Annotated in this window: 23 protein-coding genes; 11 read left to right on the forward strand and 12 right to left on the reverse strand. The window is 63.6% G+C overall.

Annotation, left to right across the window (positions count from 1 at the left end):
• Positions 1-57 precede the first annotated feature (57 nt).
• Together P9255_RS26530 and P9255_RS26535 are read left to right on the forward strand one after the other, a co-directional pair.
• Positions 58-1371 (forward strand): cation:proton antiporter, encoded by a 1314-nt coding sequence (locus tag P9255_RS26530; RefSeq protein WP_309764785.1) that lies wholly within the window; start codon positions 58-60, stop codon positions 1369-1371.
• Positions 1372-1383: 12 nt separating this feature from the next.
• Positions 1384-1962, forward strand: coding sequence for an ATP-binding protein (locus tag P9255_RS26535; protein WP_309764784.1), 579 nt, complete (start codon positions 1384-1386; stop codon positions 1960-1962).
• Here P9255_RS26535 and P9255_RS26540 read toward each other — a convergent pair whose 3' ends face one another.
• Both P9255_RS26540 and P9255_RS26545 read right to left on the reverse strand, forming a co-directional pair.
• Positions 1963-3081: a saccharopine dehydrogenase NADP-binding domain-containing protein gene (locus tag P9255_RS26540; protein WP_309790684.1), complete on the reverse strand. Its 1119-nt coding sequence runs from the start codon at positions 3079-3081 to the stop codon at positions 1963-1965.
• Positions 3082-3214: 133 nt separating this feature from the next.
• Entirely contained in the window at positions 3215-3670 is a 456-nt protein-coding gene (locus tag P9255_RS26545) for an Lrp/AsnC family transcriptional regulator (RefSeq protein ID WP_309764782.1), read from the reverse strand.
• A 280-nt stretch (positions 3671-3950) separates the two neighbouring features.
• Between P9255_RS26545 and P9255_RS26550 the strand changes: the two genes are divergently transcribed.
• The gene (locus P9255_RS26550; protein ID WP_309764781.1) at positions 3951-4475 is read left to right on the forward strand and encodes a Spy/CpxP family protein refolding chaperone; all 525 of its coding nucleotides are present in this window, start codon (positions 3951-3953) and stop codon (positions 4473-4475) included.
• A 114-nt stretch (positions 4476-4589) separates the two neighbouring features.
• A complete protein-coding gene (locus P9255_RS26555) occupies positions 4590-5018 on the forward strand; it encodes a PGDYG domain-containing protein (protein WP_309764780.1) in 429 nt (142 codons plus the stop codon).
• 25 nt (positions 5019-5043) lie between these two features.
• Here P9255_RS26555 and P9255_RS26560 read toward each other — a convergent pair whose 3' ends face one another.
• From P9255_RS26560 to P9255_RS26595, 8 genes are all read right to left on the reverse strand, one after another.
• Complete coding sequence (locus tag P9255_RS26560; protein WP_309764779.1) at positions 5044-5409, reverse strand: DUF3022 domain-containing protein; 366 nt, start codon at positions 5407-5409, stop codon at positions 5044-5046.
• Between the two features lie 12 nt (positions 5410-5421).
• Positions 5422-6231 carry a YhfC family glutamic-type intramembrane protease gene (locus tag P9255_RS26565; protein ID WP_309764778.1) on the reverse strand — a complete coding sequence of 270 codons (810 nt, stop codon included), beginning with the start codon at positions 6229-6231 and terminating at the stop codon, positions 5422-5424.
• Between the two features lie 10 nt (positions 6232-6241).
• Positions 6242-7327 (reverse strand): LacI family DNA-binding transcriptional regulator, encoded by a 1086-nt coding sequence (locus P9255_RS26570; RefSeq protein ID WP_309765454.1) that lies wholly within the window; start codon positions 7325-7327, stop codon positions 6242-6244.
• Positions 7328-7437: 110 nt separating this feature from the next.
• Entirely contained in the window at positions 7438-8409 is a 972-nt protein-coding gene (locus P9255_RS26575; RefSeq protein WP_309764777.1) for a D-glycerate dehydrogenase, read from the reverse strand.
• A gap of 113 nt (positions 8410-8522) precedes the next feature.
• Positions 8523-9806: an MFS transporter gene (locus P9255_RS26580; protein WP_309764776.1), complete on the reverse strand. Its 1284-nt coding sequence runs from the start codon at positions 9804-9806 to the stop codon at positions 8523-8525.
• Positions 9807-9882: 76 nt separating this feature from the next.
• Entirely contained in the window at positions 9883-10878 is a 996-nt protein-coding gene (locus P9255_RS26585; RefSeq protein WP_309764775.1) for a sugar kinase, read from the reverse strand.
• Between the two features lie 68 nt (positions 10879-10946).
• The gene (locus tag P9255_RS26590) at positions 10947-11726 is read right to left on the reverse strand and encodes a TIM barrel protein (protein ID WP_309764774.1); all 780 of its coding nucleotides are present in this window, start codon (positions 11724-11726) and stop codon (positions 10947-10949) included.
• Positions 11727-11841: 115 nt separating this feature from the next.
• The gene (locus tag P9255_RS26595) at positions 11842-12732 is read right to left on the reverse strand and encodes a LysR family transcriptional regulator (protein ID WP_309790686.1); all 891 of its coding nucleotides are present in this window, start codon (positions 12730-12732) and stop codon (positions 11842-11844) included.
• Positions 12733-12844: 112 nt separating this feature from the next.
• Here P9255_RS26595 and P9255_RS26600 point away from each other — a divergent pair, with 112 nt between their 5' ends.
• Positions 12845-13924, forward strand: coding sequence for a YeiH family protein (locus P9255_RS26600; RefSeq protein WP_309764772.1), 1080 nt, complete (start codon positions 12845-12847; stop codon positions 13922-13924).
• Between the two features lie 69 nt (positions 13925-13993).
• On the opposite strand, the gene P9255_RS26605 is transcribed toward P9255_RS26600, so the two are convergent.
• Positions 13994-15232, reverse strand: a complete 1239-nt coding sequence (locus P9255_RS26605) for a cystathionine gamma-synthase family protein (RefSeq protein ID WP_309764771.1) — start codon at positions 15230-15232, stop codon at positions 13994-13996.
• 210 nt (positions 15233-15442) lie between these two features.
• On the opposite strand from P9255_RS26605, the gene P9255_RS26610 reads away from it, so the two are divergent.
• The 6 genes from P9255_RS26610 to P9255_RS26635 all read left to right on the forward strand — a co-directional run bounded on the left by P9255_RS26610 (position 15443) and on the right by P9255_RS26635 (position 20677).
• Positions 15443-16180, forward strand: coding sequence for a glutathione S-transferase family protein (locus tag P9255_RS26610; RefSeq protein WP_309764770.1), 738 nt, complete (start codon positions 15443-15445; stop codon positions 16178-16180).
• A gap of 46 nt (positions 16181-16226) precedes the next feature.
• Positions 16227-17030, forward strand: coding sequence for an aldo/keto reductase (locus tag P9255_RS26615; RefSeq protein WP_309764769.1), 804 nt, complete (start codon positions 16227-16229; stop codon positions 17028-17030).
• A 145-nt stretch (positions 17031-17175) separates the two neighbouring features.
• A complete protein-coding gene (locus P9255_RS26620) occupies positions 17176-18912 on the forward strand; it encodes a ClcB-like voltage-gated chloride channel protein (RefSeq protein WP_309764768.1) in 1737 nt (578 codons plus the stop codon).
• Between the two features lie 228 nt (positions 18913-19140).
• Positions 19141-19407 carry a hypothetical protein gene (locus P9255_RS26625; protein WP_309764767.1) on the forward strand — a complete coding sequence of 89 codons (267 nt, stop codon included), beginning with the start codon at positions 19141-19143 and terminating at the stop codon, positions 19405-19407.
• A gap of 58 nt (positions 19408-19465) precedes the next feature.
• Positions 19466-19711, forward strand: coding sequence for a DUF2795 domain-containing protein (locus tag P9255_RS26630; RefSeq protein WP_309764766.1), 246 nt, complete (start codon positions 19466-19468; stop codon positions 19709-19711).
• Positions 19712-19861: 150 nt separating this feature from the next.
• Complete coding sequence (locus P9255_RS26635; RefSeq protein WP_309764765.1) at positions 19862-20677, forward strand: hypothetical protein; 816 nt, start codon at positions 19862-19864, stop codon at positions 20675-20677.
• Positions 20678-20715: 38 nt separating this feature from the next.
• Here P9255_RS26635 and P9255_RS26640 read toward each other — a convergent pair whose 3' ends face one another.
• The gene (locus P9255_RS26640) at positions 20716-23136 is read right to left on the reverse strand and encodes an AsmA family protein (RefSeq protein WP_309790687.1); all 2421 of its coding nucleotides are present in this window, start codon (positions 23134-23136) and stop codon (positions 20716-20718) included.
• Positions 23137-23229 lie beyond the last annotated feature (93 nt).

The following is a 23229-nucleotide window of genomic DNA, read 5'->3' on the forward strand; positions in this document are numbered from 1 at the left end:
GGTGCGTGCTGCCCCGGACCGCATACGTCCATTCACCCGCTGCTTCCAAGGCGTTCAATGACCGAGACGATCTGGTTTCTCGTCGTCGGCGGCGTGCTCATTTTCATGGGACTCGCCGGCTCGACGTTCAAGCGCCTGCCGGTCAGCACCGCGATGTGCTATCTCGCGATCGGCTTCGTGCTCGGCCCCGCCGGCTTCGATCTGCTGCGCATTCGGCTCGACGGCGACGCGACCGTCCTGCGCCTCGTCACCGAAGTAGGCATGCTCGTATCGCTGTTCGCGGTCGGCCTGCGGCTGCGCGTGCCGCCCACCGATACGCGCTGGCTGCTGCCCGTGCGGCTCGGCTTCGTCGCGATGGTGCTGACCATCGTGCCGCTGACGTTCTTCTGCGTGTATGCGTTCGGCATGAGCTGGGGCTCCTCGCTGCTGCTCGCGGCGATGCTCGCCCCAACCGATCCCGTCCTCGCGCACGACGTGCAGGTCGAAAAGCCCGGCGACACGGACCTGCTGCGTTTCTCGCTGACGGCCGAGGGCGGCGTCAACGACGGCATCGCGATGCCCTTCGCGCTGCTCGGCATCGCCGTATGCCGATACGAAGCCTCGCCCGACGACGCGCTGCACTGGAACTTCGTGCTCCAGGCCGCGTGGGGCACGTTCGCCGCGCTCGCAAGCGGCTGGCTGCTCGGCGGGCTGACCGTGCGCCTCGTCGCTTATCTGCGCACGCATCACCGCGAGGCGCTCGGCTCCGAAGGCTTCTATGCGCTCGGCCTGATTGCCCTTTCTTATGGCGTCGCGGAATTGCTGCATGCCTATGCGTTTCTGGCGGTGTTCGCGGCGGGCCTCGCGATGCGCCGCGTCGAGCAGAAGGAAAGCGGCGACAAGTCCGCGCGCGAGGCGGTCGGCACGATCGACGCCGACGATGTCAGCGCCACCGCCTCCGATCCCGGGCGCGCGCACGCATTCATGGCCGAGCGCGTGCACGGCTTCACGATCGAACTCGAACGCATCGCGGAAGTCGCGATCATGCTGATGGTCGGCTCCGTCCTCGGCGCGATGTGGCGCGAACTGTTCACCTGGCACGCGGCGATTCTGATCGGCGGACTGTTTCTCGTGGTGCGGCCGCTCGCGGTGGAAGCGTCGCTGATCGGCGCGTGTGCATCGCGTCCGCAACGCCTCTTGATGGGCTGGTTCGGCATACGCGGGGTCGGCTCGTTCTACTATCTGCTTTACGCAATCGAGCATGCGCCGAAGGACGTGGCCGCGCCGCTCGTGCCGTTCATCATTGCGGCGATCGCGGCATCGGTCATCCTGCACGGCGCGACGTCGACGCCGCTGATGAACCGCTATCAGCGTATCCATGAAAAAGACTGACGACGAGCGCCCATGAAGCATCTGCTTTTCTTTTGCGGTCACGCGGGAGCCGGCAAGACCACGCTCGCCAGACGCCTGTTCGCTCCATTGATGCACGCGACCGCTACACCGTTTTGCCTGCTCGACAAGGACACGCTGTACGGCGCGTACAGCGCCGCTGCCATCGGCGCCCTGACCGGCGATCCCCACGACCGCGACAGCCCGCTGTTCATCGAACATTTGCGCGATCCGGAGTATCGCGGTCTCGTCGATACAGCCGCCGAGAACCTCGCGCTCGGCGTGAGCGTGGTCGTGATCGCGCCGCTTTCCCGCGAAGTGCGCGAGCGGCGGCTGTTCGATCGCGGGTGGCTCGGCGTCGGCGACGATGTCGCGATTCGCGTCGTCTGGGTTCACGTCAGCGAGGACGTGGCGCGCGAGCGCATCGTGGCGCGCGGCGATCCGAACGACGCGTACAAGCTCGCGCACTGGAAGGAGTACCGGCAGCGCCTCTTCTTTCCCGACGATGCCCTCGCCGCCGATCTGCTGATGTTCGACAGCACGTCGGCGTCGGAAGAAGACGAGGCGCGCCTGCTCGCGCGCCTCGTGGATTGATCAGGCCGCCGCGAGTTGCCGGGCGGTTGCGACCGCGTCGGCGCCTTCGTACAGCTTGCCGAAACGGTTGTTCAGAAACGCTTCGAGCGGCACCTGCTCCTGGCGCACGAAACCGCTTTGCGGCAGCACGCCTTCGCGGAACAGATCGAGTTCCGCGCACACGGCGCCGGCCGTCGTGATCTGAATCGCGCTCATCGGCGCGCCGCAGATTTCCTTTGCGAAAATCTTCCGGGTGAACACGTCTTGCACGAGCTGGCCGCCGGGACCGCCGCGCATCCCCGTCACCGTGACGAAAATCAGCACGACGTCCTGCGTGGTCAACGGCACCGCGCGTTTGAGCATGGCCTTGAGGCCGTCGCGGTCGGTGGACATGCGCAGATCGTCGAGCAGGAACTTCATCAGATCGCGATGACCCGGATAGCGCACGGATTTGTAATCGAGGGTCTCCACTTTCCCCGCGAGCGTTTCGCATAGCGTGCCGAGCCCGCCCGATGTGTTGAACGCTTCGTACTCGATGCCGTCCAGCGAGAAATGTTCGACGCCTTCGAGCGGCTGCACCCATTGCGTGCGGCCGTCGCGCACGGCTTCACAGGGCTGGCAATACTCGTTGATGAGGCCGTCGATGCTCCACGTCAGGTTGTATTTGAGCGCGTTGGTCGGAAATTCGGGCAACGCGCCCACACGCATCTTCACGTCGCGGAGGTTGTCGAGACGCCTGGCCAGATCGTGCGCCACGATGCCGATGAAGCCCGGCGCGAGGCCGCATTGCGGCATGAATGCGGTTTGCGCATCGTCGGCGATGGCGCGTATTGCGTGCGTCGCGCGCACGTCTTCCGTGAGATCGAAATAATGGACGCCCGCTGCTTTCGCCGCCGACGCGACGCTGATCGCGAGGTAATACGGCAGCGCGTTGACGAGCGCATCGAAGCCGGTGAGCGCGTGACGGAGCGCGGGCGTATCGGCGGAGTCGACGCGCCGTGTGGCGACGCCGAGCGCGTCGAGCTGCGCAAGCGCCTGTTCGTCGCGATCGAACGCGACAATGTCGAAGTCTCCCGTTTCACGCAGCAAGCGGGCAATGCTTTGGCCGATCAGACCGGCGCCTATGAGAGCCACTTTCATTTTTCGTCTCCTCTCGTGGATGCGGACGCCACAAGTCTAGGAGGACGCGACTGCTGATCCTAGGTGCAAAACGATGCGGATCGACGACGAATCTCGTCGTTTTGACGATCGCGCTTTGCATTTTGTCGACAAGCTACCCGGCGCGATCGATTTTCCGCGCCAGGATGATCGAAGTCGTCGTCCGTTCGACGCCCTCGAGCGCGCCGATTTCATCGAGCAGGTCGTTCAGGCGGTCCGGCGAATCGGCGCGCAGCCATGCGACGTAATCGAACTCGCCGCTCACGGCGCACAGCAGTTGAATCTCCGGCATGCGTGCGAAACGCTTTTGTACGTCGCGGCCGTACTTCGGGCCGATCTTGATGCCGACATAAGCCTGAATGCTCGCATCGAGCACGTCCTGCCCGAGCCGCACGCCGTAGCCCGCGATGACGTTGTTCTTTTCCAGACGCGAAATGCGCGCGATCACCGTCGTGCGCGCGATGCCGAGTTGCCGCGCGAGATTCGCGACACTCTCGCGCGCATTCATCTGCAGCAGCGCGACGAGATTGCGATCGATGTCGTCCAGTTGATCGAGGCGCGGCGGTCTCATGTCGTCCTTTGGCTTTGCGTTGTCGTTGCTTTGTCGATTATCGCTTTTGCATGGTGCATGCGGCATGCGGCGTGCAACACGCAATCCCGCAACGGCTTGCGATTTTTCGAGCACGTATCGAATGTAAGCAGTTGTGGCAATGCAGGCGATTTGCAGGTCAATCGTGATACTAATATCGGGCGACGGCGTTACAGCCCGTATCGAACTGTCGGCAGCCTGTCAGCGCAATGTCCGAGACACGCGGCTCGCCTCTTTTTCCATTGATCGAAGGACTCCCCGAATGAAGAAAACACTCGTCGCAATCGTGACGTCATGCGCCGTTACTGCAGCCTTTGCTCAGGCGTCGGCGCCTTCGGCGCCTGCAACCGCAGCCGGCGTGCAGACCGCTGCATCCGCGCCGGCCGGCTCGAAGCGCGAAACGCGCGTGGAAGAGCGTATTGCGAAACTGCATGCGGACCTCAGGATTACGTCGGCGCAAGAAGCGCAATGGGCGCCGTTCGCCGATGCCATGCGCGACAATGCGCGCGCGATGGCGGATCTTTATCGCCAGCGCATCGCGCAACGCGACACCATGTCCGCGCTCGACGACATGAAGCAGTACCAGCAGATCACGCAAGCGAACGCCGACGGCACGAAGCGTCTGGTCGATGCGTTCGAGCCGCTGTACACGAGCCTCTCGCCCGAGCAGAAGAAGCTCGCCGACACGAGTTTCCGTCAGGAAGGCCGCGACCACGCGCGGCGCGATCACGCGCATCGGCAGCCGCGCGCATCCGGTGCGGATGCGGCATCAGCGACGAAGCCGTAAGCGCGCTCACCAACATCATGTGAAGCCAAGCCCGCATCTTTAGCGATGCGGGCTTTTTTGCAGTTCGCAGCGATTGCCGCTAGTATCGCGCTCCCTATCGCCTACCATCTTTTCATGCTCAAGCTCTCTCAACCCGACCTCGCATCCGATCCCGCCGCACGCCGTGTCGTCAAGAGCGAAGTGGTCTCAGTCGACTTCGCTACCGTCGCGGGCGAACTGATGAGCCTCGAAGGACCGAACCGCCATGCGCCGGGCGATGCGATCGTGACCGGCGCATCCGGCGAGCGCTGGGTCGTATCGCGCGATCGGTTCGACGTGAAGTATCTGGCCGAAGGCGGCACCGTGCACGGCGAGGCGGGCGCGTACCGGAACCGCCCTAGCGTCGTGCTCGCGAAGCAGATGAACGAGCCCTTCTCCATCGCGCGTTCAGCGGCGGGTGACGTGCTCACCGGCGATGCCGGCGACTGGGTCATGCAATATGCGCCAGGCGACTATGGCGTCGTGAAAGCGGCGCGTTTCGCGAAGGTTTATCGCGACGCGTAAGCGTCGCTTCAATCGGCGTATTCGATCAGGCGAAGTCTTCGCCCATGTCGATGTCCACTTCGCGCGGCACCGCTTCTCCGTTCGCGTACGTCTCTTCCAGTGAACCGAGCGTCGCTTCCACGTAGGCGCGCAGCACGGCATAACTTCGCGCGTGCATGCGCGGCGGCATCGCGCGATAGCGTGCGAGCGCGGCGGGATCGAAGCGCACGTCGATGGTGATGCGACGTGCGGTCGAGCCGAACCGCATCGCCACGTAATGAATCATCAGTGAGGTGCGGCCCGTATCGTCGATGCGCTCGGCGAACTGCGTCTGTTCAGGAAAGAGATCGCTGATGACGTGCGCGAGCATGTCGATGTCCGCGCTCGGACAGTCGTATTGGTAGTCGTCCATGATGTCGGTCGTTCAAGGTTGGCGCGTGTCGATGCGTGGACCGCCCGCCGCGCGGCGATAGTACCGCACCAGCGCTGCCGCAACGATCACGCCCAGCACGAGATAGACCGCATCGGCGGCGACGAGCGGGATCAGGCGCGCCTGGAACAGCGCCGCCGGCAAGCCGACGAGTGCATGTGCCGCGACCAGCAAGGCAAGCGCATGGCGCGAACGCTCGCGCAGCATTTGCCACATCAGCGCGGAAAAGCCGAGCTGAAACACGAACGCGCTCGCGCGCTCGACCAGAAAGATCGCTGCCGATGCAGGCGACAGACTCATGAGATTCATGTGAATGCGAGCGATGGCATCGAGCGGTGCGCTTTCGAAATGGGAATCGAGCGTGCCGTTATTCGCGAGCACGGCATAGACGATCCACTGAGCCTGCACGAGCACGCCGACGATCCACGCTTCCGCCCCGCCATGGCCGATGCCATAGCCGAGCCCCGGACCGGGCCGCTGCAAGGCCGCAGGCTCGCGTCTGATCAGCCACCTCAAGGCGAGGAAGCGCCCCGCTTCCTCGCACACGCCGGCGGCCAGCGCCCCATACACGACGAAGGCGACGGGATTCGCGAGCCACTTCGACGTGACCGCATTGCCGAGCATGACGCCGTGCAGCGCGCGCTCGATGACCATCGCGAAGAGCGCGAACACGGCAATGCCGAGAATCGCGTCGCGCGGTATCAGACCGAAACGAGGCCGCATTCGTCGATACAGCACGATGGGCATGGCGGCGATGACGAGCGTCACGAGCACGAGACTCGCGATCGTCGGGATGCTGATCATTCGATGTCCTTCACGTTCCTTGATCCTCCGCTGCGCGATGCGTCGATGCGCGCACGACGAGTTCGCCCGGCAACAGGCACTCTCGCGCTGGCATGGCCGCACCGCCGAGCCGCTCGTGCAGGAATTCGACGGCACGCCGGCCGATTTCATACGTGGGCTGCCGCACTGCCGTCATGCCGGCGAGCTGCGCCCACTCGGAATCGTCGATGGCGAGCAGCGCGACGCTCGCCTGCCAGTTCGCACCGTAGCGCTCCTTCAGGTGCACGGCGACGCGCAGCGCGACGGGACCGTTCGCAGCGAAGAGCGCGACGCGCCTGGCCGCAGCACGCGCGGCATCGATGCGCTCGTCGAGCTCAGCAAGCGCAGGCGCGGCGTGGGCGAGATCGACGACGAGCGTGGAGCCGCTTGCGCGAAGCGACGCGATGGTCTCGCGAAACGCAGCTTCGCGCAGGCGTCGCGAACTCACGTGCATCACCGGCTGCACGATGAAGAGCAGTTCTTCGAAGCCCTCATCGACGAGATGACGCGTCGCAAGCGCGACGGCGGCGGGATTGTCGAGGCCGACCATGTCGGTCACGATGCCTTCGACAGTGCGGTCGACGAGCACGACCGGAATGCCGCCATGCGTGAAGCCCTGCAGCAGTTCTTCCTTTACGCCGAGCGCGTTGACGATCACCCCTTCCACGCGATACGTCGTCAACAGCTGGAGATAGCGCCGTTCCATGTCGACTTCATTGGCCGCGTGACAGATGAGCGGCATGTAGCCGAGCGCATGGCACGCGGCTTCGACGCCTTGCAGCACTTCGACGGAGTAAGGATTGGTGAGGTCGGCGAGCAGCATGCCGATCAGCCGATTGCGGCCGCGCTTGAGGCCGCGCGCCATTTGATTCGGCCGATAGTCGAGTTTCGCGATGGCCGCCTCGATGCGGCCGAGCAAGTCGCGCGACAGCACGCCCGTTTCGCCGTTGAGATAGCGCGAGATGCTGGTCTTGCCGGTGCGGGCTTCGCGGGCGACGTCGGTGATCGTGGCGCGTCGGCCGCTGAAAGGTTGCGGAAGCTGCAGCTCTTTCCTTGGGTGATCGGGGTCGTTGGACATCTTCGTCATTGCTGCCTGACTCCTGCTGGTGGTCGGCGAAGCCATCCCCTGCGGATGGCGTGCGCACGCCCGTGCATGTTAGCGCATGCGCCGGCGCCCTCCCATCGTTGTCAGCGCATGCGCACTTCGCGATTGACGATGTTTTGCGTGAGCGTACCGTCGAGCGCGCGGAGCAGGTTTTCCGCAGCGTTGCGGTTCATGGCGTGACGCGTTTCGTAGGTGGCCGAACCGATATGGGGCAGCGCGACGACGTTCTTCATCGCCAGCAGAGGCGATTCGGCGGGCAGCGGTTCGTGCTCGAAGACATCGAGTCCTGCACCGCGGATCGTGCCGTTCTCAAGCGCATCGATGAGCGCGGTCTCGTCAACAGTCGGTCCGCGCGATGCGTTGATGAGAATCGCGCTTCTTTTCATCTTCTTCAGTTCTTCAGCGCCGATGAGGCCGCGCGTCTCGGGCGTGAGCGGCACCTGGAGGCAGACGAAGTCCGATTGCGCGAGCAGTTCGTCGAGCGGGACGCGTCTGGCGCCGTATTGCTTCTCGGCTTCTTCGTTCGCGTGGCGATTCGTGTAGAGCACGTTCATGCGAAAGCCGAGCGCCGCGCGTCGCGCCACTGCTCCGCCGATACGGCCGAGTCCGACGATGCCGAGTGTCTTGCCCTGCACGTCGACGCCGAAGCACGCTTCGCCGATGCTTGCTTTCCAGTTGCCTTGCTTGACCCATTCGGCCAGTTCGACGACGCGTCTCGCGCTCGCGAGGATCAGTGCGAAGACGGTATCGGCGGTGGATTCGGTCAGCACATCGGGCGTGTGCGTCAGGACGATGCCGCGGCGCGTGAGGTCATCCACATCGAACTGATCGAAGCCTACCGAGACGGTCGATAGCGCTTTCAGGCGCGTCGCGCCCTCGATCATGTCAGGCGTGATCTTCACGCTTGCGCCGATTGCGCCGTCGGCGTCTTTCAGCGCCGCTATGAACGCGGGCTTGTTCTTCGGGTCCACGTTCACCACTTCTGCATGTTCGCGCAGGTAGGCTTCCACGTCGGATGGCAAGGGTTTGTAGGCTACGATTTTCTTGCGGTTCATGACTTTCGAGTTGCCTCTCTGATGTTCGCTTCTGGCTTCGTTGCCTGGCGATGATATGCCTGTTCTATCGTGCTCGTATTCATGTTGCGTGACATCGAGCCAACCAGCCAGCACTAGGACCGGGCAATACCCGCAGCACGCACAACAGCCTGAGGCTTGACGGCCAGAGTAAGCCCAACGGCGCCGAGCAACGCGACGCTCATGAAGACATACGACGCCGCTGGCGATCCCGTCGCCCCATTCAGATAGCCCACGACATACGATCCCACGAACGATCCAAGCGCCCCCATGCTGTTGATGAGCGCCATTGCTCCACCGGCGACGTTCTTCGGCAGAAGCTCGGGCACGATCGCGAAGAACGGCCCATAAGGCGCATACATGGCCGCCCCGGCAATCACGAGCAACGCATAAGAAGCCCAAAAGTTAGTCGAACCGAGCAAATACGAACCGGCGAACGCGATCGCGCCGACGAGCAGGAACGGCCACACGAAGGCCTTGCGCGCCTGGAGCTTGTCGGAAGCCCAGGAGGCCAGCAACATTGCGATGGTCGCAGCCAGATACGGCACCGCAGACAGCCAGCCGGTCTCGACCATGCCAAGCGTCGAACCGTTCTTCAAGATCGATGGCAGCCACAGCACGAAGCCATAGACGCCGATACTCCAGCAGAAATACTGCGCGCACAGCTTGATCACAGCCGGCGACCTGAACGCCTCTCCGTAATTCTTCACCGGCTTGATGGCGGCCTGTTCCGCGCGCAGCGTCGCATCGAGATCGCGCTTCTCTTGGTCCGACAGCCAGCTCACCTGCGCAGGCTTGTCCTTCACGATGAACCACCAGATCACCGCCCACGCGACAGCCGGCAAGCCCTCCGCGATGAACATGTGACGCCAGCCGAACGAGTTCACGAGATAGCCCGATACGACGGACATCCACAGCACCGTCACCGGATTGCCCAGGATCAGGAAGGTGTTGGCACGCGAGCGCTCGGACTTGGTGAACCAGTTCGCGATGAACACGAGCATCGCAGGCATCACCGCGGCCTCGACGACGCCGAGCACGAAGCGAATCGCCATCAACGAGGGGATATTGCTGACCATGCCCGTCGCCGCCGCGCAGCCGCCCCACAGCACGAGACTCCAGAAGACGAGCTTCTTTACACTGCGCCGCTCGGCATAGATCGCGCCGGGAATCTGAAAGAAGAAGTAGCCAAGAAAGAACAGCGCGCCGATGAGCGACGACAAGCCCTTGCTGATGCCGAGGTCCTGATTGATGCCCGCAGCCGCCGCGAAGCCATAGTTCGCGCGGTCGAGATAGGCGAGGCTGTAGGTGATGAAGACGATCGGCATGATCGCCCACCAGCGGCGCACGGCCAGCTTGGGTGTCGAGGAAGATTGCATGGTTGTCTCCGATCGTAAGTCGGTTGAGTCGGGTGTTCCGTGACGATGCCGACGAGGCGTTCGCCCCGTCCGGCCATCAGGCGATGACTGCGGCTCGGGCCGTCTTGTCGTTGGAATCCTGTGCTTCGAGCGCATCGAGCGCGGCGCGGGTCGGCAAGCCTTCGCTATCGCCGATGACCTGTATCGCCAGCGCGCCGATGCGGTTGCCCCGAGCGATTGCATCTTGCATGCCGCGTCCTTCGAGCAGCGCGCTGACGATGCCGACCGCGAAGCCGTCGCCGGCGCCGACCGTATCGACGACATTCGCAACCGGCATCGCGGGCACGATGCCCGCATCGTCTGCCGTGCGGAAATACGCGCCCTCCGCGCCGAGCTTCACGACCACGCCCTTCGCGCCACGGTCAAGGTAGAACGCTGCAATGTCTTCAGGCTTCGCATAGCCGGTGAGCGTCAGGCCTTCGTTCACGCCGGGCAGCACCCAGTCGGCCAGTTCGGCCAGGGCGTTCAAGGCATCGGCCATCGCTTCACGCGAAGGCCACAAGGTCGGGCGCAAGTTCGGATCGAAAGAGATCGACTTGCCGGCCGCGCGCATCTCGCGCGCCATGTGAAACGCGAGTTCGCGCGACGTCGCCGAGATCGCCGGGGCGACGCCGGTCAGATGCAGGTGACGCGCGCCGAGCACGTAGTCGGCGGCGTAGTCGTCGAGCGAAAGATGGCTCGCTGCCGACCCCTTGCGAAAATATTCGACGGCCGGATCGCTCCCGTCATCGCACTTGCCCTTGAGCTGGAAGCCCGTCGGATAGCGATCGTCAACCGTCACGCGCCGCGCATCGATGCCTTCGGCGGCCAGCACATCGAGTACATAACGTCCGAACGAATCGTTGCCGACGCGGCTCATCCAGCCCACCCGGAAACCGAGTCGCGACAGGCCGATCGCGACGTTGAGGTCCGCGCCGGCGATGCGCTTCGTGAACTGGCCGACCGTCGCGAGATCGCCCGTGGCGGCGGCGACGAACATCGCCATCGCTTCGCCGTAGGTCACTACATCGAGGGCTTCGTGCTGTGCTTGCATGTCGAGTCCTTGCTCTGTGTCGATTGCTTCGCGTCTGCATGCTTCATGCGGCATGCGGCGCGCTGAATTCAGAATGCCGCGATGCGCGCGACCTGGACGGCGGCATCGGCATCGTCGCGGAACGGATATTCGATCGCACGCGGCACGTTCGACGGCAAGCGTCCGAGGATCGCAGCGAAGCGGGTGTCGTCATGCGCCGGGGCGACGGCGAAGCGGCGTGCGCCCTCGCCTTGCGTCGTCTTGCAATGCACGTAGGCGACATGGGACGCCAGCCGTTGCGCCGCGTCGAGCGGATCGACGTCCGCCCAATACCAGTTGCCCGTGTCGAACGTCATGCTGAGGCCGCTTGCGGCAGGCAGCGCGGCGAACAGCATTTCGAATGCGCCGGGCAGCCCGCCCTCTTTCGACTGCCCGTTCTCGACCACCACTCGCGCCCGAGAGCCGGCGATTGCATGCGTAATGCGATCGAGCGTCGCGGGATCCGTGGCGACGCTGCCAGCTTCGCCGCCCAACTGCAGCTTCACGATGCGCGCGCCGAGCGCGTGGCCCTCGTCGATGGCGAGCGTCAGCGCGTCGGCATCCAGGGAACCGTCGGGGCGAAAGAGTGCTGCGGGCGTCGAATGTACGGCCCATAGCCCTGCACCGTGAATGTGCTCTCCGAGACGTGACAACGCATCGAGTTGCGCGTCGGCATCATTAGCGAAGAGCTCGCGTCGCACTTCGAAGCCGTCCGCGCCTGCGAGCGCGGCCTTTTCGGCGCACGCGGCGTGTCCATCGCGCCGCACGGCATCCGCGCCGAATGCGCTTGCGACGATGACGACTTCGATGCTGTCCGAGTTTTCCGCCACGCTCTCGCTCCGTTGGAACCGGTTCCAATCGCCGGTTTGAAAAAAGACGCCCGAAGCGTCTTGCTAAGACCGAATAGTGCGCCGCGCACGGGAAGTCGCGCCATAGTGGAATTCCCTAGCCGAAGCAATCAGCCGTTTCGCAGAGTTCCAGGAAGCGGGATGCCGCCCGCGACGGCGCCGCTGCATGCGGCATGACGATCGAAAAGTGGCGCGTGAGCGGGGTCGGCGCCACGCGCAGGCAGCGGAGCACAGTCGCCTCGTGACGAATCGACATCGCCGATACGAAACCGACCCCCATCCCTGCCCGCACCGCTTCCTTCACGCCCTCCACGCCCGCGATCTCGAGCGCCACGCGCATCTCGACGCCGCCGTCCGCGAACGCGCGCTCGACGATCTGGCGCACACCGGAACCGCGTTCACGCAGAACGAGCGGATGCTCGCTCAAAGCTGCAAGCGTCGCGGCTTCGCGGCCATCGGCGAGCGGGTGGCCGCCCGGCACGATCGCGACGATCTCGTCCTCGCGCCACGGCTTGACGCTCGCGGTGGCAGGCAACGCGAGTCCCGCTGGCCCTTCGATGATCGCAATATCGAGCGATGCAAGGGCCGCGAGAATTTCGGTCGTGTTGCCGTCGATGGTCGTCACGGCCACGTCCGGAAAGCGCTGATGGAATGCCGCGATCAGATACGGCAACAGGTAGCTCGCGGGCGTGGTGCTCGCGCCGACGCGCAGCGTGCCGCGCTCGAGACCACGCATGGCGTCGCGTAGCGCATGCGCTTCGCGAAACGTTTCCCGTAGCTGCGCGGCGTGGACGAGCAGTTGGGTGCCGGCGGGCGTCAGGCGAACGCCGCGCCCATCGCGCTGGTACAGCGGTTCGCCGAACTCCTCCTGCAGCAGCCGGAGCTGCCCCGACACCGCCGGCTGGGACAAATGCAGCGCCACTGCGGCGCGGCTGATATTGCCGTGCTCCGCGACAGTAGCGAAAGTTATCAGTTGGTCCGGGGTCACGTTAGCGAAATATCATCTGATCCGATATATCGCATTCTAAATCACGATTTCTCATATGCATATATCGAGAATAGGATAGCGCCATTGCCCTTACGCTCGCAGGAAGGACGCCATGTCCACGGTTCAATCGCCCGTCTCCGGCACTTCGCAGTCCAGCGCACGCGGACAACTCAACGGAATCTTGTTCGTCGCGCTTTTCGCGGCGGCCGTTACGCGGCTTTCGTCACTGCCGGCCATCGCCGGGCTCGGAATCAGCCCGCTGATCGTCGGCATCATCGCCGGTGCAATCTACGGCAATGCGCTCAAGGATGGCATGCCGCAGAGCTGGGCGGCAGGCGTCAATTTCTCGGCGCGCAAGCTGTTGCGCATCGCAGTCGCCTTCTTCGGGCTGCGCGTCAGTCTGCAGGAAATCGCTCACGTCGGGCTCGCGGGCGTGACCGTGTCGGTGCTGGTCGTGGTCAGCACGCTCGTCATCGGTACGTGGGCGGGCATGAAGCTGATGAAGCTGGATCGCGATACCGCCCTGCTCACCGCCGCCGGCAGCGCGATTTGCGGCGCGGCAGCCGTGCTCGCGTTCGAATCCACATTGCAGTCCAAGCCGCACAAGAGCGCAATGGCCGTCGGCAGCGTCGTGTTGTTCGGCACGCTCTCGATGTTTCTGTATCCGCTCGCGATGCACGCCGGCTGGCTGCATCTCGACACCCTTGGCGCAGGCCTGTTCTTCGGCGGCACGATCCACGAAGTGGCGCAAGTGGTCGGCGCGGCGAGCAACGTCAGCCCGGAAGCGACGCACATCGCGACCATCGTGAAGATGACGCGCGTGATGATGCTCGTGCCGGTGCTGCTGGTCGTGGGCTTCTGGGTGAGCCGGTCGCGCGGCGCAAACCACGCGTCGGATGGTGTCGCGCAAGCTGGCAGAGGCAAGCTCGCGGTGCCCTGGTTCGCGCTCGGTTTCCTGGCGCTGGTCGTCGTGAACTCACTGCATGTGCTGCCCGATGCCGCGACCACTACGCTCAATACGCTCGACACCTTTGCGCTCACCATGGCGATGACCGCCCTCGGCATGGAAACGCGCATCGCGCAGATCCGCGAAGCCGGCCCGCGTGCGATCGCCACCGGCGCGATCCTGTATGCATGGCTGATCGGCGGCGGACTGGCCATCACCATGGGCGTCGAGCGCCTGTTCGGCTAATCCCGCATTCAACATGCAAAGGCCGCCTTCATCCAAAGGCGGCCTTTTCGTTTGCATTCAGAAAACCACTTAGGCCAGCCTCAAGGCCTGATCGAAATCGCCCATCAGATCGTCGATTTCTTCGATGCCCGCCGACAGCCGGATCATCCCGTCCGATATGCCCATCGCCTTGCGGGTTTCCGCGCCGGCTTCGAAGAAGATCGTCGGTGCGACGGGAATGATGAGTGTGCGTGTATCGCCGAGACCTGTCGCTTTGACGGGTAGTTGCAATGCGTTGATGACGTCAACCATTCTCTCGGGATTACGCAGCTCGAACGACAACAGCCACGAGCCGTTCTTGAACAGCGCCTTCGCGATGCCATGCTGCGGATGGCTTTCGAGTCCCGGATAGAACACCTTGCCGATCGCATCGTGCTGCTCGAGAAACTTCGCGAGCCCAAGCGCATTGTCGCTGCATTTCCCGACACGCAAGGCTAGCGTCTCCGCCCCCAGCGCGATCTGATGCGCCTGTTCCGACGACAGCGCCGCCCCCATATCGCGAAGACCTTTCTTGCGGACCTGCAACAGACCTTGTTCTTTCGGCGCGGAACGCCGGTAGTCGTCCGCGATGTTCGGATACTGGCTCCAGTCGAAAAGGCCCGTATCGGTGACTGCCCCGCCGAGCGCCGCGCCATGACCGGCGATGGTCTTCGTCAGCGAATTGATGACCAAGCTCGCGCCGACGTTCTTCGGGCGAAACAGCGCGGGCGACGTGATCGTATTGTCGACGATATACGCAAGCCCCCGCTCGCAGCACAGTTCGCCAATGCCCTGAAGGTCGGGAATCTGCGTGCCGGGATTCGCGATCGTTTCGACGAACACCATTCGCGTGTTCGGCTTGATCGCGTCGGCGACGTTATTGCGCGCGCCGGCATCGACGGTCGTCACTTCGACACCGAGCGTGCGCAGCGTGTTGAACAGGCTGTTCGTGTTGCCGAAGACATAGCGGCTCGCGACGAGATGATCGCCGGCACGCAAGAGCGTGAGGAAGACCGCCGTGATCGCGGCCATGCCGGTGCTGAAGCAGATGGAACCGACGCCTTCCTCGAGGCTCGTGATCTTGCGTTCGAGCGCGGCGGTGGTCGGCGTGCCTTGCCGCGCGTAATTGAAACCACCCTTCTTCGTACCCTGGAACACGCCGATCAAATCTTCCACGCGCTCGAATCCGTACTGCACCGATGTGTGAATCGGCTGGCGCAGGCCGCCATGTTCGACGCCCGTGTTTCTGTCGCCGTGAACGATGCCCGTGGTGAAGCCTTGCTTGCTCATCCCTTCTCCGCTTCGATGTCGATATCGCTTTCGCTGGGTTACTTGCCTTCCGTTACATGCATGCCGAATGCAGAAAACCATTCTACACCGGGGCTTTTTGATCGCTGGGCGCATGCAGAACACAGGAATAGCCGTTGCTCGCAGTCGTGCTTCAATAGGCGACTGCCGGCAACGCCGCCGCGTGCGGCATCACTGACGAGGAGCTCACGCATGGCTTACGAACTCTATTACTGGGACGGTCTGCAGGGACGCGGAGAATTCGTGCGGCTCGCGCTCGAAGATGCGGGCGCGGAGTACATCGACGTCGCGCGCGGATCAAAGAAGGATGGTCATGGCACGGATGCCATGATGAAGTTGATGAACAGCAAGACCGAGCCGCAAATCCCATTTGCGCCGCCGTTTCTGAAAGACGGTGAACTCATCGTGCCGCATGTCGCGAACATCCTGTTGTATCTCGGACCAAAGCTGAATCTCGCGCCGAAGGATGAAGCCTTGCGTTACGTCGCGCATGGACTGCAACTGACGATCGCCGACTTCGTCGCCGAAGTGCATGACACGCATCATCCGCTCGCAACCGACTTGTATTACGAAGACCAGAAAGACGCCGCGAAGATTCGCGCGCGGAATTTCATCGAAAAGCGCGTGCCGAAATTCTTCGGATACTTCGAGCGCATCCTCAAGCAGAATCCGCACGGCGACACGCAGATGATCGGCGACACGATCACTTACGTCGATTTGTCGATCTTCCAGCTCGTGGAAGGTTTGCATTATGCATTCCCCCGTGCGATGAAGACCTTCACCGAACATTACCCGCGAGTCTCGGCGCTGCACGACGCCGTGCTCGCGCGGCCCAACGTCGCTACGTACGTCGAATCGGAGCGGCGCACCCCGTTCAACGAATCGGGCATTTTCCGCCACTATCCCGAACTCGATCAGGACGCAAAGTAGTCCTCGCATCCGGTGGATGCATACTCACTCATCACAAGGAGCCACAATGGTCGAAACGATTCCATCCTTTGGTCTCGGCACGTTTCGCGTCGATGCCGCGAAAACGGTGAACGCAGTCAGGAGCGCCTTGCAGATCGGCTATCGGCACATCGATACTGCGCAGTTCTACAAGAACGAAGCCGCCGTCGGTCAGGGCGTGAGGGATTCGGGCATTCCCCGCGAAGACGTCTGGGTGACGACCAAGGTCTGGTGGGAGCGGCTCGCGCGCGACAAGCTGATCGCGAGCCTGCAGGACAGTCATGCGCAACTGGACATCGGCACCATCGACCTTGCGCTCGTGCACTGGCCATCGCCGGATAGTGCCGTGCCGATCGCCGAGACGCTCGCCGCGATGCAGGAAGCGCAGCAACTGGGGCTGATCCGCCATTACGGCGTGTCGAACTTCACCGCGCCGCTGCTCGAAGAGGCGCTGAATGCCCCGGGCGGCAGCGCGATCGTGACGAATCAGATCGAGGTGAGCCCGTTCCTCGCGAACCGCGCGCTCGTCGAAGCCACGCAACGGCTCGGCGTCAAGGTGACTGCCTACATGCCGCTCGGCGAAGGCCGCGCGCACGACGATCCGACGATCAGGGCGATCGCCGCCAAACATGGCGCAACGCCCGCGCAAGTCACGTTCGCATGGCTGTTGTCGCGGGATATCGTGGTGCTGTCGGCATCGACGAATGCGGAGCATCAGCAGATCAACTGGGACGCGCAAAAGCTCGAGCTGGATGCCGACGATATCGCGAAAATCGACGCGCTCGACGAAGGCAAGCGCAACGCCAATCCGTCGTTCGCGCCGAAGTGGTGACGCGCCACGGAGCGCGACATCGGCCAGCGCGATGAAGCCCGGCTCGGTCTCACGAGCCGGGCTTTTTCATGCCCGCCGCGCAATGCTATCCTTGCGAGCGCTCGATATTCCATTTCCTTCTAAGCATTTCAGATAAACAGCAAACGTGCTTTCGTTCCTGCTCAAGCTGCGCACGCGCGCCCAACAGCTTTTTCGCCTGTCCGACTCGCACACGATGCTCATCTGGGCCGTCGTCGTCGGCGTGGCGGGGGCGCTTGCGACGACGGTGTTCCGCGAAGGCATCGCGCTGACGCAACGGCTGCTCGGGAATCACTCGGAGGGACTCGTTGCGCTCGCGAATATCCTGCCTTGGCCCGTGCGAGCCGTGCTGCCCGCCGCGGGCGGGCTCGTCGCGGGCTTCTGCCTGATCGCCGCGCGGCGTCACGCCAGGAAGAACGCGAACACCGACTACATGGAAGCGGTCACCATCGGCGATGGCGCCGTGCCCGTGCGGCAAAGCATCTGGCGCAGCCTGTCGTCGCTGTTCACGATCACGAGCGGCGGCTCGATCGGCCGAGAAGGATCGATGGTCCAGCTCGCCGCGCTCGTATCGTCGCTGATCGGGCGATGGGTTCACTTCGATCCACCGCGCCTGCGCTTGCTCGTCGCGTGCGGCGCGGCGGCGGGCATCACGTCGGCGTATAACGCGCCGATTGCAGGCGCGTTCTTCGTCACGGAAATCGTGCTCGGCTCCATGGCGATGGAGAGCTTCGGTCCGGTCGTCGTATCGTCGGTCGTCGCTAACATCACGATGCGCGAGTTCGCCGGATATCGCCCGCCGTACGAGATGCCGGTGTTCCCGACGATCGCCGGCGTGGAAGTCCTGCTGTTCGTCGTGCTGGGCGTGTTATGCGGCACGCTCGCGCCGCACTTTCTGCGGCTGCTGGCGGCGTCCAGGAAACGCTTCTCGCTGCTGCCGCTGCCTTTACCGCTGCGTCTCGCGCTGGGCGGTCTGATCGTCGGCATCATCTCGATCTGGTGGCCCGAAGTCTGGGGCAACGGCTATGAAGTGGTGAACTCGCTGTTGCATCAGCCGTGGACGTGGACCGCGCTTCTCACCGTGCTCGTGTTCAAGATCATCGCGACCGCCGCGACGACCGGCTCCGGCGCGGTCGGCGGCATCTTCACACCGACGCTTTTCGTCGGCGCGGTGCTCGGTTGCCTGTATGGCATCGTGGTTCATACGGTCTGGCCGCATGCGACCTCCGCGCCCTTCGCCTACGCGATGGTCGGCATGGGCGCGTTCCTCGCCGCCGCAACGCACGCCCCGCTCATGGCGATCCTGATGATCTTCGAGATGACGCTCTCGTATCAGGTCGTGTTGCCGCTGATGCTCTCCTGCGTGGTCGCGTATTTCATCGCGCGCACGTCCGAACAGACGTCGATGTACGAAGTCACGCTGCGTCGCACGCGCGAGGAGAAGGAGCGCCTGCGCCTCGCGGCGACGCAGATGCGCGAGCTCGTGAAGCCCGCGGATACCGTCGTCCCGCTCACTGCGAACGTGAAGGACATGACGCGTGTGTTCCTCGAGTATCCGGTGAAGTATCTGTACGTGACCGATGAAGCCGGGCACTTTCGTGGCGTCGTCGCGCTGAAGGACATCACGTCCGATCTGCTCGACGAGCACGATACCGCCACGAAAACCGCCGCCGATTATCTGCAGCCGCATTTCGACGTGCTCACGCCGGACATGTCGCTCGGCGAGGCGTTGCAGCACTTCCTCGCGTTTCAGGGCGAGCGGCTGCCGGTCGTCGAACGGCGAAGCGAACCGCTCTTGCTGGGCGTCGTGTACAAGACCTCGCTTCTCGACGCATACTTTCGGCTGAACCCGACGCCGCGCTGAAACGCATGCAATTTGGTGGCGCATTACCCGTGCATGCGAAAAACCGCGCGCTGCAATCGTCGTTTGCGCGAGTTCACACATCACTCGAAGTATGGTCGCGCGACGCCCGCTCGTCGCGCCCGTGCGCCCGGGCCTATTGCTCCCGAACGTGCGGAAGGCAGGCGAGTACGGCATCGGCATAGCCCTTGCTTCGTGATACTCGCTGCTTACGTGAGGAGGGGTTGCCCGATGAAGACCTCAACGTTGTTGTCGATGGCTCTTGTCTCGGTGTCGTGCTACGCGGCGCCGCTGCATACGAGTTCGTCGGACGGATCGGTGGCCGTCGCATCGGCGACGCGCGCCGCGTTGCGCCTCAATGCCGCGCCGGTCGCACCGCCCGCGCCCGACATCTCGGCGCAGAGTCTCGACCACGCCCGCTGGCGTCACGTGCCGCTGCCGAAGTCGCGCGCGCCGAGCCGCGGCATGGCAAGCCAGACGATCCAGGTGCAGACCTGAGTGCCTGAGTGCCTCGCGCGCAGCTTCCGGAATTCAATAACATCCAAAGGACGCCACGATGACGGATCAGCCATCCCACGAACACGGCTTGAACGACGAACCGATCGACGACGAAATTGCCCAGGTCCTGCAGCGCGTGACCTACCCCGCCAACAAGGATGCGCTCGTCGATGCAGCGCGCGAAGCGGGCGTCAGCAACGATGTCATCACCGTGTTCGATGGCCTCCCCGAGCAGGATTATCAGGATGCCGATGCAGTCGAACGGCTGCTCGGCAGCAACGGCGGGCCGGGAATCTCGGTTTGATTGGCTGGGTCTGACCGGGCGGGTATCGTCGCACTGGGTTTAGGAGAAGGACGAACAGACTGATGAGAGCGCATCCTCTATGCTCCTTTCGCTTTCGAATTCGTTCAGTACCCTTACGCAACCTTTGCCCGCCCTCTCAGCACGTCCAGCATGCCAAAGGCCAGCATCTACCAGATCTTCTGCTCTCCGGATAGCAGAAACGCGCTGGACCCCGGCTTCATCCCACTCGATAACACCCACGGCCGGTCGGACTGGTACGAATACTGGCCGATACGGCGCTTCTTGCTCGACACCCCGTTGAACGATAATGAGTTTTACGGGTTCCTCTCCCCGCAGTTCGGCCCCAAGTCCGGTCTCGATTCATCTCGCGTCCATGACTTCGCGCAGGCAGTACCGGATGCGACAGACGTCATCTCGCTTTCTCCTTTCTTCGACGCCGGGGCGCTGAACCGCAACGTGTTCATCCAGGGCGCGCTCGACTTCGCCGAGAGCTGGCCTGTCTACGCGGAGGCCGTGAAGTGGCTCATGCCCGAGGTCCGGATCGAGGAACTCGTGATGGACTCGACCAACACCATCTTCTGCAACTACTTTCTCGCTAAACCCGCCTTCTGGCGATGCTGGCTGGAATTGGCCGAGAAGCTCTTCGCCGAAGCGGAGCGGAACGAGACGCCGCTCGGCAAGTCGCTGAACTCGGGACGGCCGTATCGCAGCGGAATCGTGGCCGAGAAGATATTCGTTATCGAACGGCTGGTCTCGCTGATCTTGTCGACGCAACCGCAGTGGCGTGTCGAAAGCATCAACCCTATCCCGCTGGGGTTGCTGTATGGCCGCAGCGAAGATTACAGGCGCGGGATGATCGTGCTCGACGCGCTAAAGATGGCCGCGCTCACGAGACGTGAGGAATACATGCAGACGTACTCGACGCTCCGCGAGCTGTGGATAGAGAAGCTCAGGCAACGAGCCTGAGCCGCCTGTCGTGAGCCGTCTGTCATCGCCTGACGGCTTCAGCTTCCCCGATACTGCGCCGCACTCGCCCCGGCCGGCGCCGCCGGCTTCCTGGCGCCCTTGCCGGCGCCTTGCGCAGCAGCGCCGCTCGCCGCCGCATCGGACGACATATAGGCGGGCGCCGCTTTTGCCTTCTGCTTCTGGCCCGCGGGCGGCGCGGTCGGCGCCTTGCGGATGTCGGCCAGCATCTGGTTGCAAGGCAGCGGCTTGTTGTTGCTCGGCGCGATGAGCGGAATCAGCGCGGCAAACGGATTGATGAGCCCGAGGCCGACCGCCGCCCCGCCGCGCACCGCCAGCGCCCCGACGTTCACACCGACGTTCGGGTCTTTGAACGTGCCCTTCACATAGAGCGGCGAGCGCAGCGAGAACACCCGGAAGCCCTTCGTGTGCGGATGGATGCTCAGGTCCATGTCCTCGGTCTTCAGGTTGATATTGCCGTCGACATTGATGACCGCGTCGTCGGTATCGAGGGCGAACACGCGCGAATCCAGCACGCCGTCCGTCACGACGAAGTCCGCCGCCGCGCAGTTGATGTTCACGTCGCGCTTGCCGAATAGCTTTTCATAGACCACGTTCGCCACGTTCAGGCCCGCCGCTTCCATGTACAGCCGGCTCACCGTGCCCTGCGTGACGAGCGCCTTCACTTCGCCATTCGATGTCGCCGCGAGCGTCGCCGGTGAATTGCCGGTGGCCGACAGCGCCGCGTCGCCATTGATTTCGCCGAGCGCGGATTGCATCGTCTTGTTCGTCGGGAAAAGCTGCTTCAGCTTCAGATGCCGCGCCTCGGCCGAGAACTTGCCCTTCAGCGGCGCACTGCTGCCGTCCAGATGAATATTGGATGCAAACGTCCCGCCCGCGACGCCGAACTTCAGCGGCTCCAGCGACAGCACACCGTTCTTCATGATGACGTGCGTATAGAGATCGGTGATGGGCAGCTTCGGGTCCTTGATGAGGCGCTGGCCGGTGAACTTCACGTCAACGTCGATGGCCTTCCAGCGATCCGTCTTGAACTCCTCCGTCGGCAGCGCCTTCGCGGACGGCTGTTTCTCCGCCTCGCCGCGCTTCGCCTTGCTCGCGTTCGAATCGGCGCCGATGATCGGTGCGAGGTCCGAGAACTGCAGCAGATGCGACACCAGTTCGCCTTGCAACAGCGGTCGCGGCTTCCTCGCCGCATAGACGAGCGAGCCGTTGATGTCGCTGCCGCCCACGCGTCCGGTGAAGTTCTCGTAATGAAAGACATTGCCCTCTTCGCGGAATTGCCCGGTCAGCCGGCCTTCCGTGGCGAACGGCGGGGTTTCGGGCAGCGTCACGCCCGTGAACGGATACAGATGCGCCATGCTGACCGCCTGCACCCACAAACGCAGATCGAGCGCGGCGAGATGCGCCGGATCGGTCACGGTGCCGACGAATGCAATATGCGTATCGCCAAGACGCACGTCGGCCTGCACGGGGAACGGGCGCTTCGCGTCCTGCACGGCGAGCACACCGCCGAGCTTGCCCTCGCCCGACACCTTGCCACCGTTGTACGTGCCTTTCGCGGTCCAGCCGAAGGCATACGGTGGAACGGGCGGCTTCTCCGCGTTCTTCGTCGTGATGCTCTGCTGCGCCGACGTGCTCGCCGGATTCGGCGCCGATGCATTCGCCGCCGCAGCCGATGCCGCAGCCGATGCCGCCGAAGCCTCGGACGCCGCCGCCGCGTCGGCCTGCTTTTCGAGCTTGGCGGCGCCGCCCTTGCCGACCATTTCCGCCGACGACTTCGCCGATGCCGCTTCCTGCTGCTTCATCACTTCGCCGATCGGCACGGCCTGGCCGAGCGTATCGACGACGATGTTCATGTCCGCCTTCGTCACTTCGTCGCGCACGGCGATCGTGCCCTTCGCAAGCGAGATATCGCCGAGCTTCAGATTCCACGTCAACGGCTCCGTCAACTGCCTGAACTTGAACGTCCAGTTGTTGCGATTGTCCTTGAGGCGCTCGATATCCACGGACGGGTTCACCAGATTGATCGCCGGAATGACGATGTCGTGCGCGAGCAAGGGCAGCACGGCTACCTGAAAGTCGATTTCATCGAGCGTCGCAAAATGTTGCTGACGCGCCCAGTCGGGATTGGCGATGGTGATCTTCTCGGCGGAAAAACGCGGCCACGGCACCCAGCGTTTCCAGCCGGTTTCGTTCGGCGGCCTCCGCCAGCCGACCTTCAGATCGCCGGTGATGTGAAACTGCCTGCCGATGGCCTGCGTCACCTTGTCGTCGACCCAGGGACGCAAACGGTTGAAGTCGAACGTCAGGAAGAAGACCACGAGGATCGCGATCAGAATGGCAAGGACCGCGAAGATCCATGCGACGATCTTGCCGACCTTCTTGCCGGCGTTCTTGCGGGGGTCATTCCCGTTGTGCCCGGCGGTTGGGGCTTGCGCCATATCGGCTCCATCCGTTTTTTGCTGATTGACGATCCGCCAGCACAAGGCATGCCCGGTTGGCATGGCGGGCATGGCGCGTAAGATGGCGCGACA

It is taken from the genome of Caballeronia sp. LZ019 (assembly GCF_031450825.1).
GTDB lineage: Bacteria > Pseudomonadota > Gammaproteobacteria > Burkholderiales > Burkholderiaceae > Caballeronia.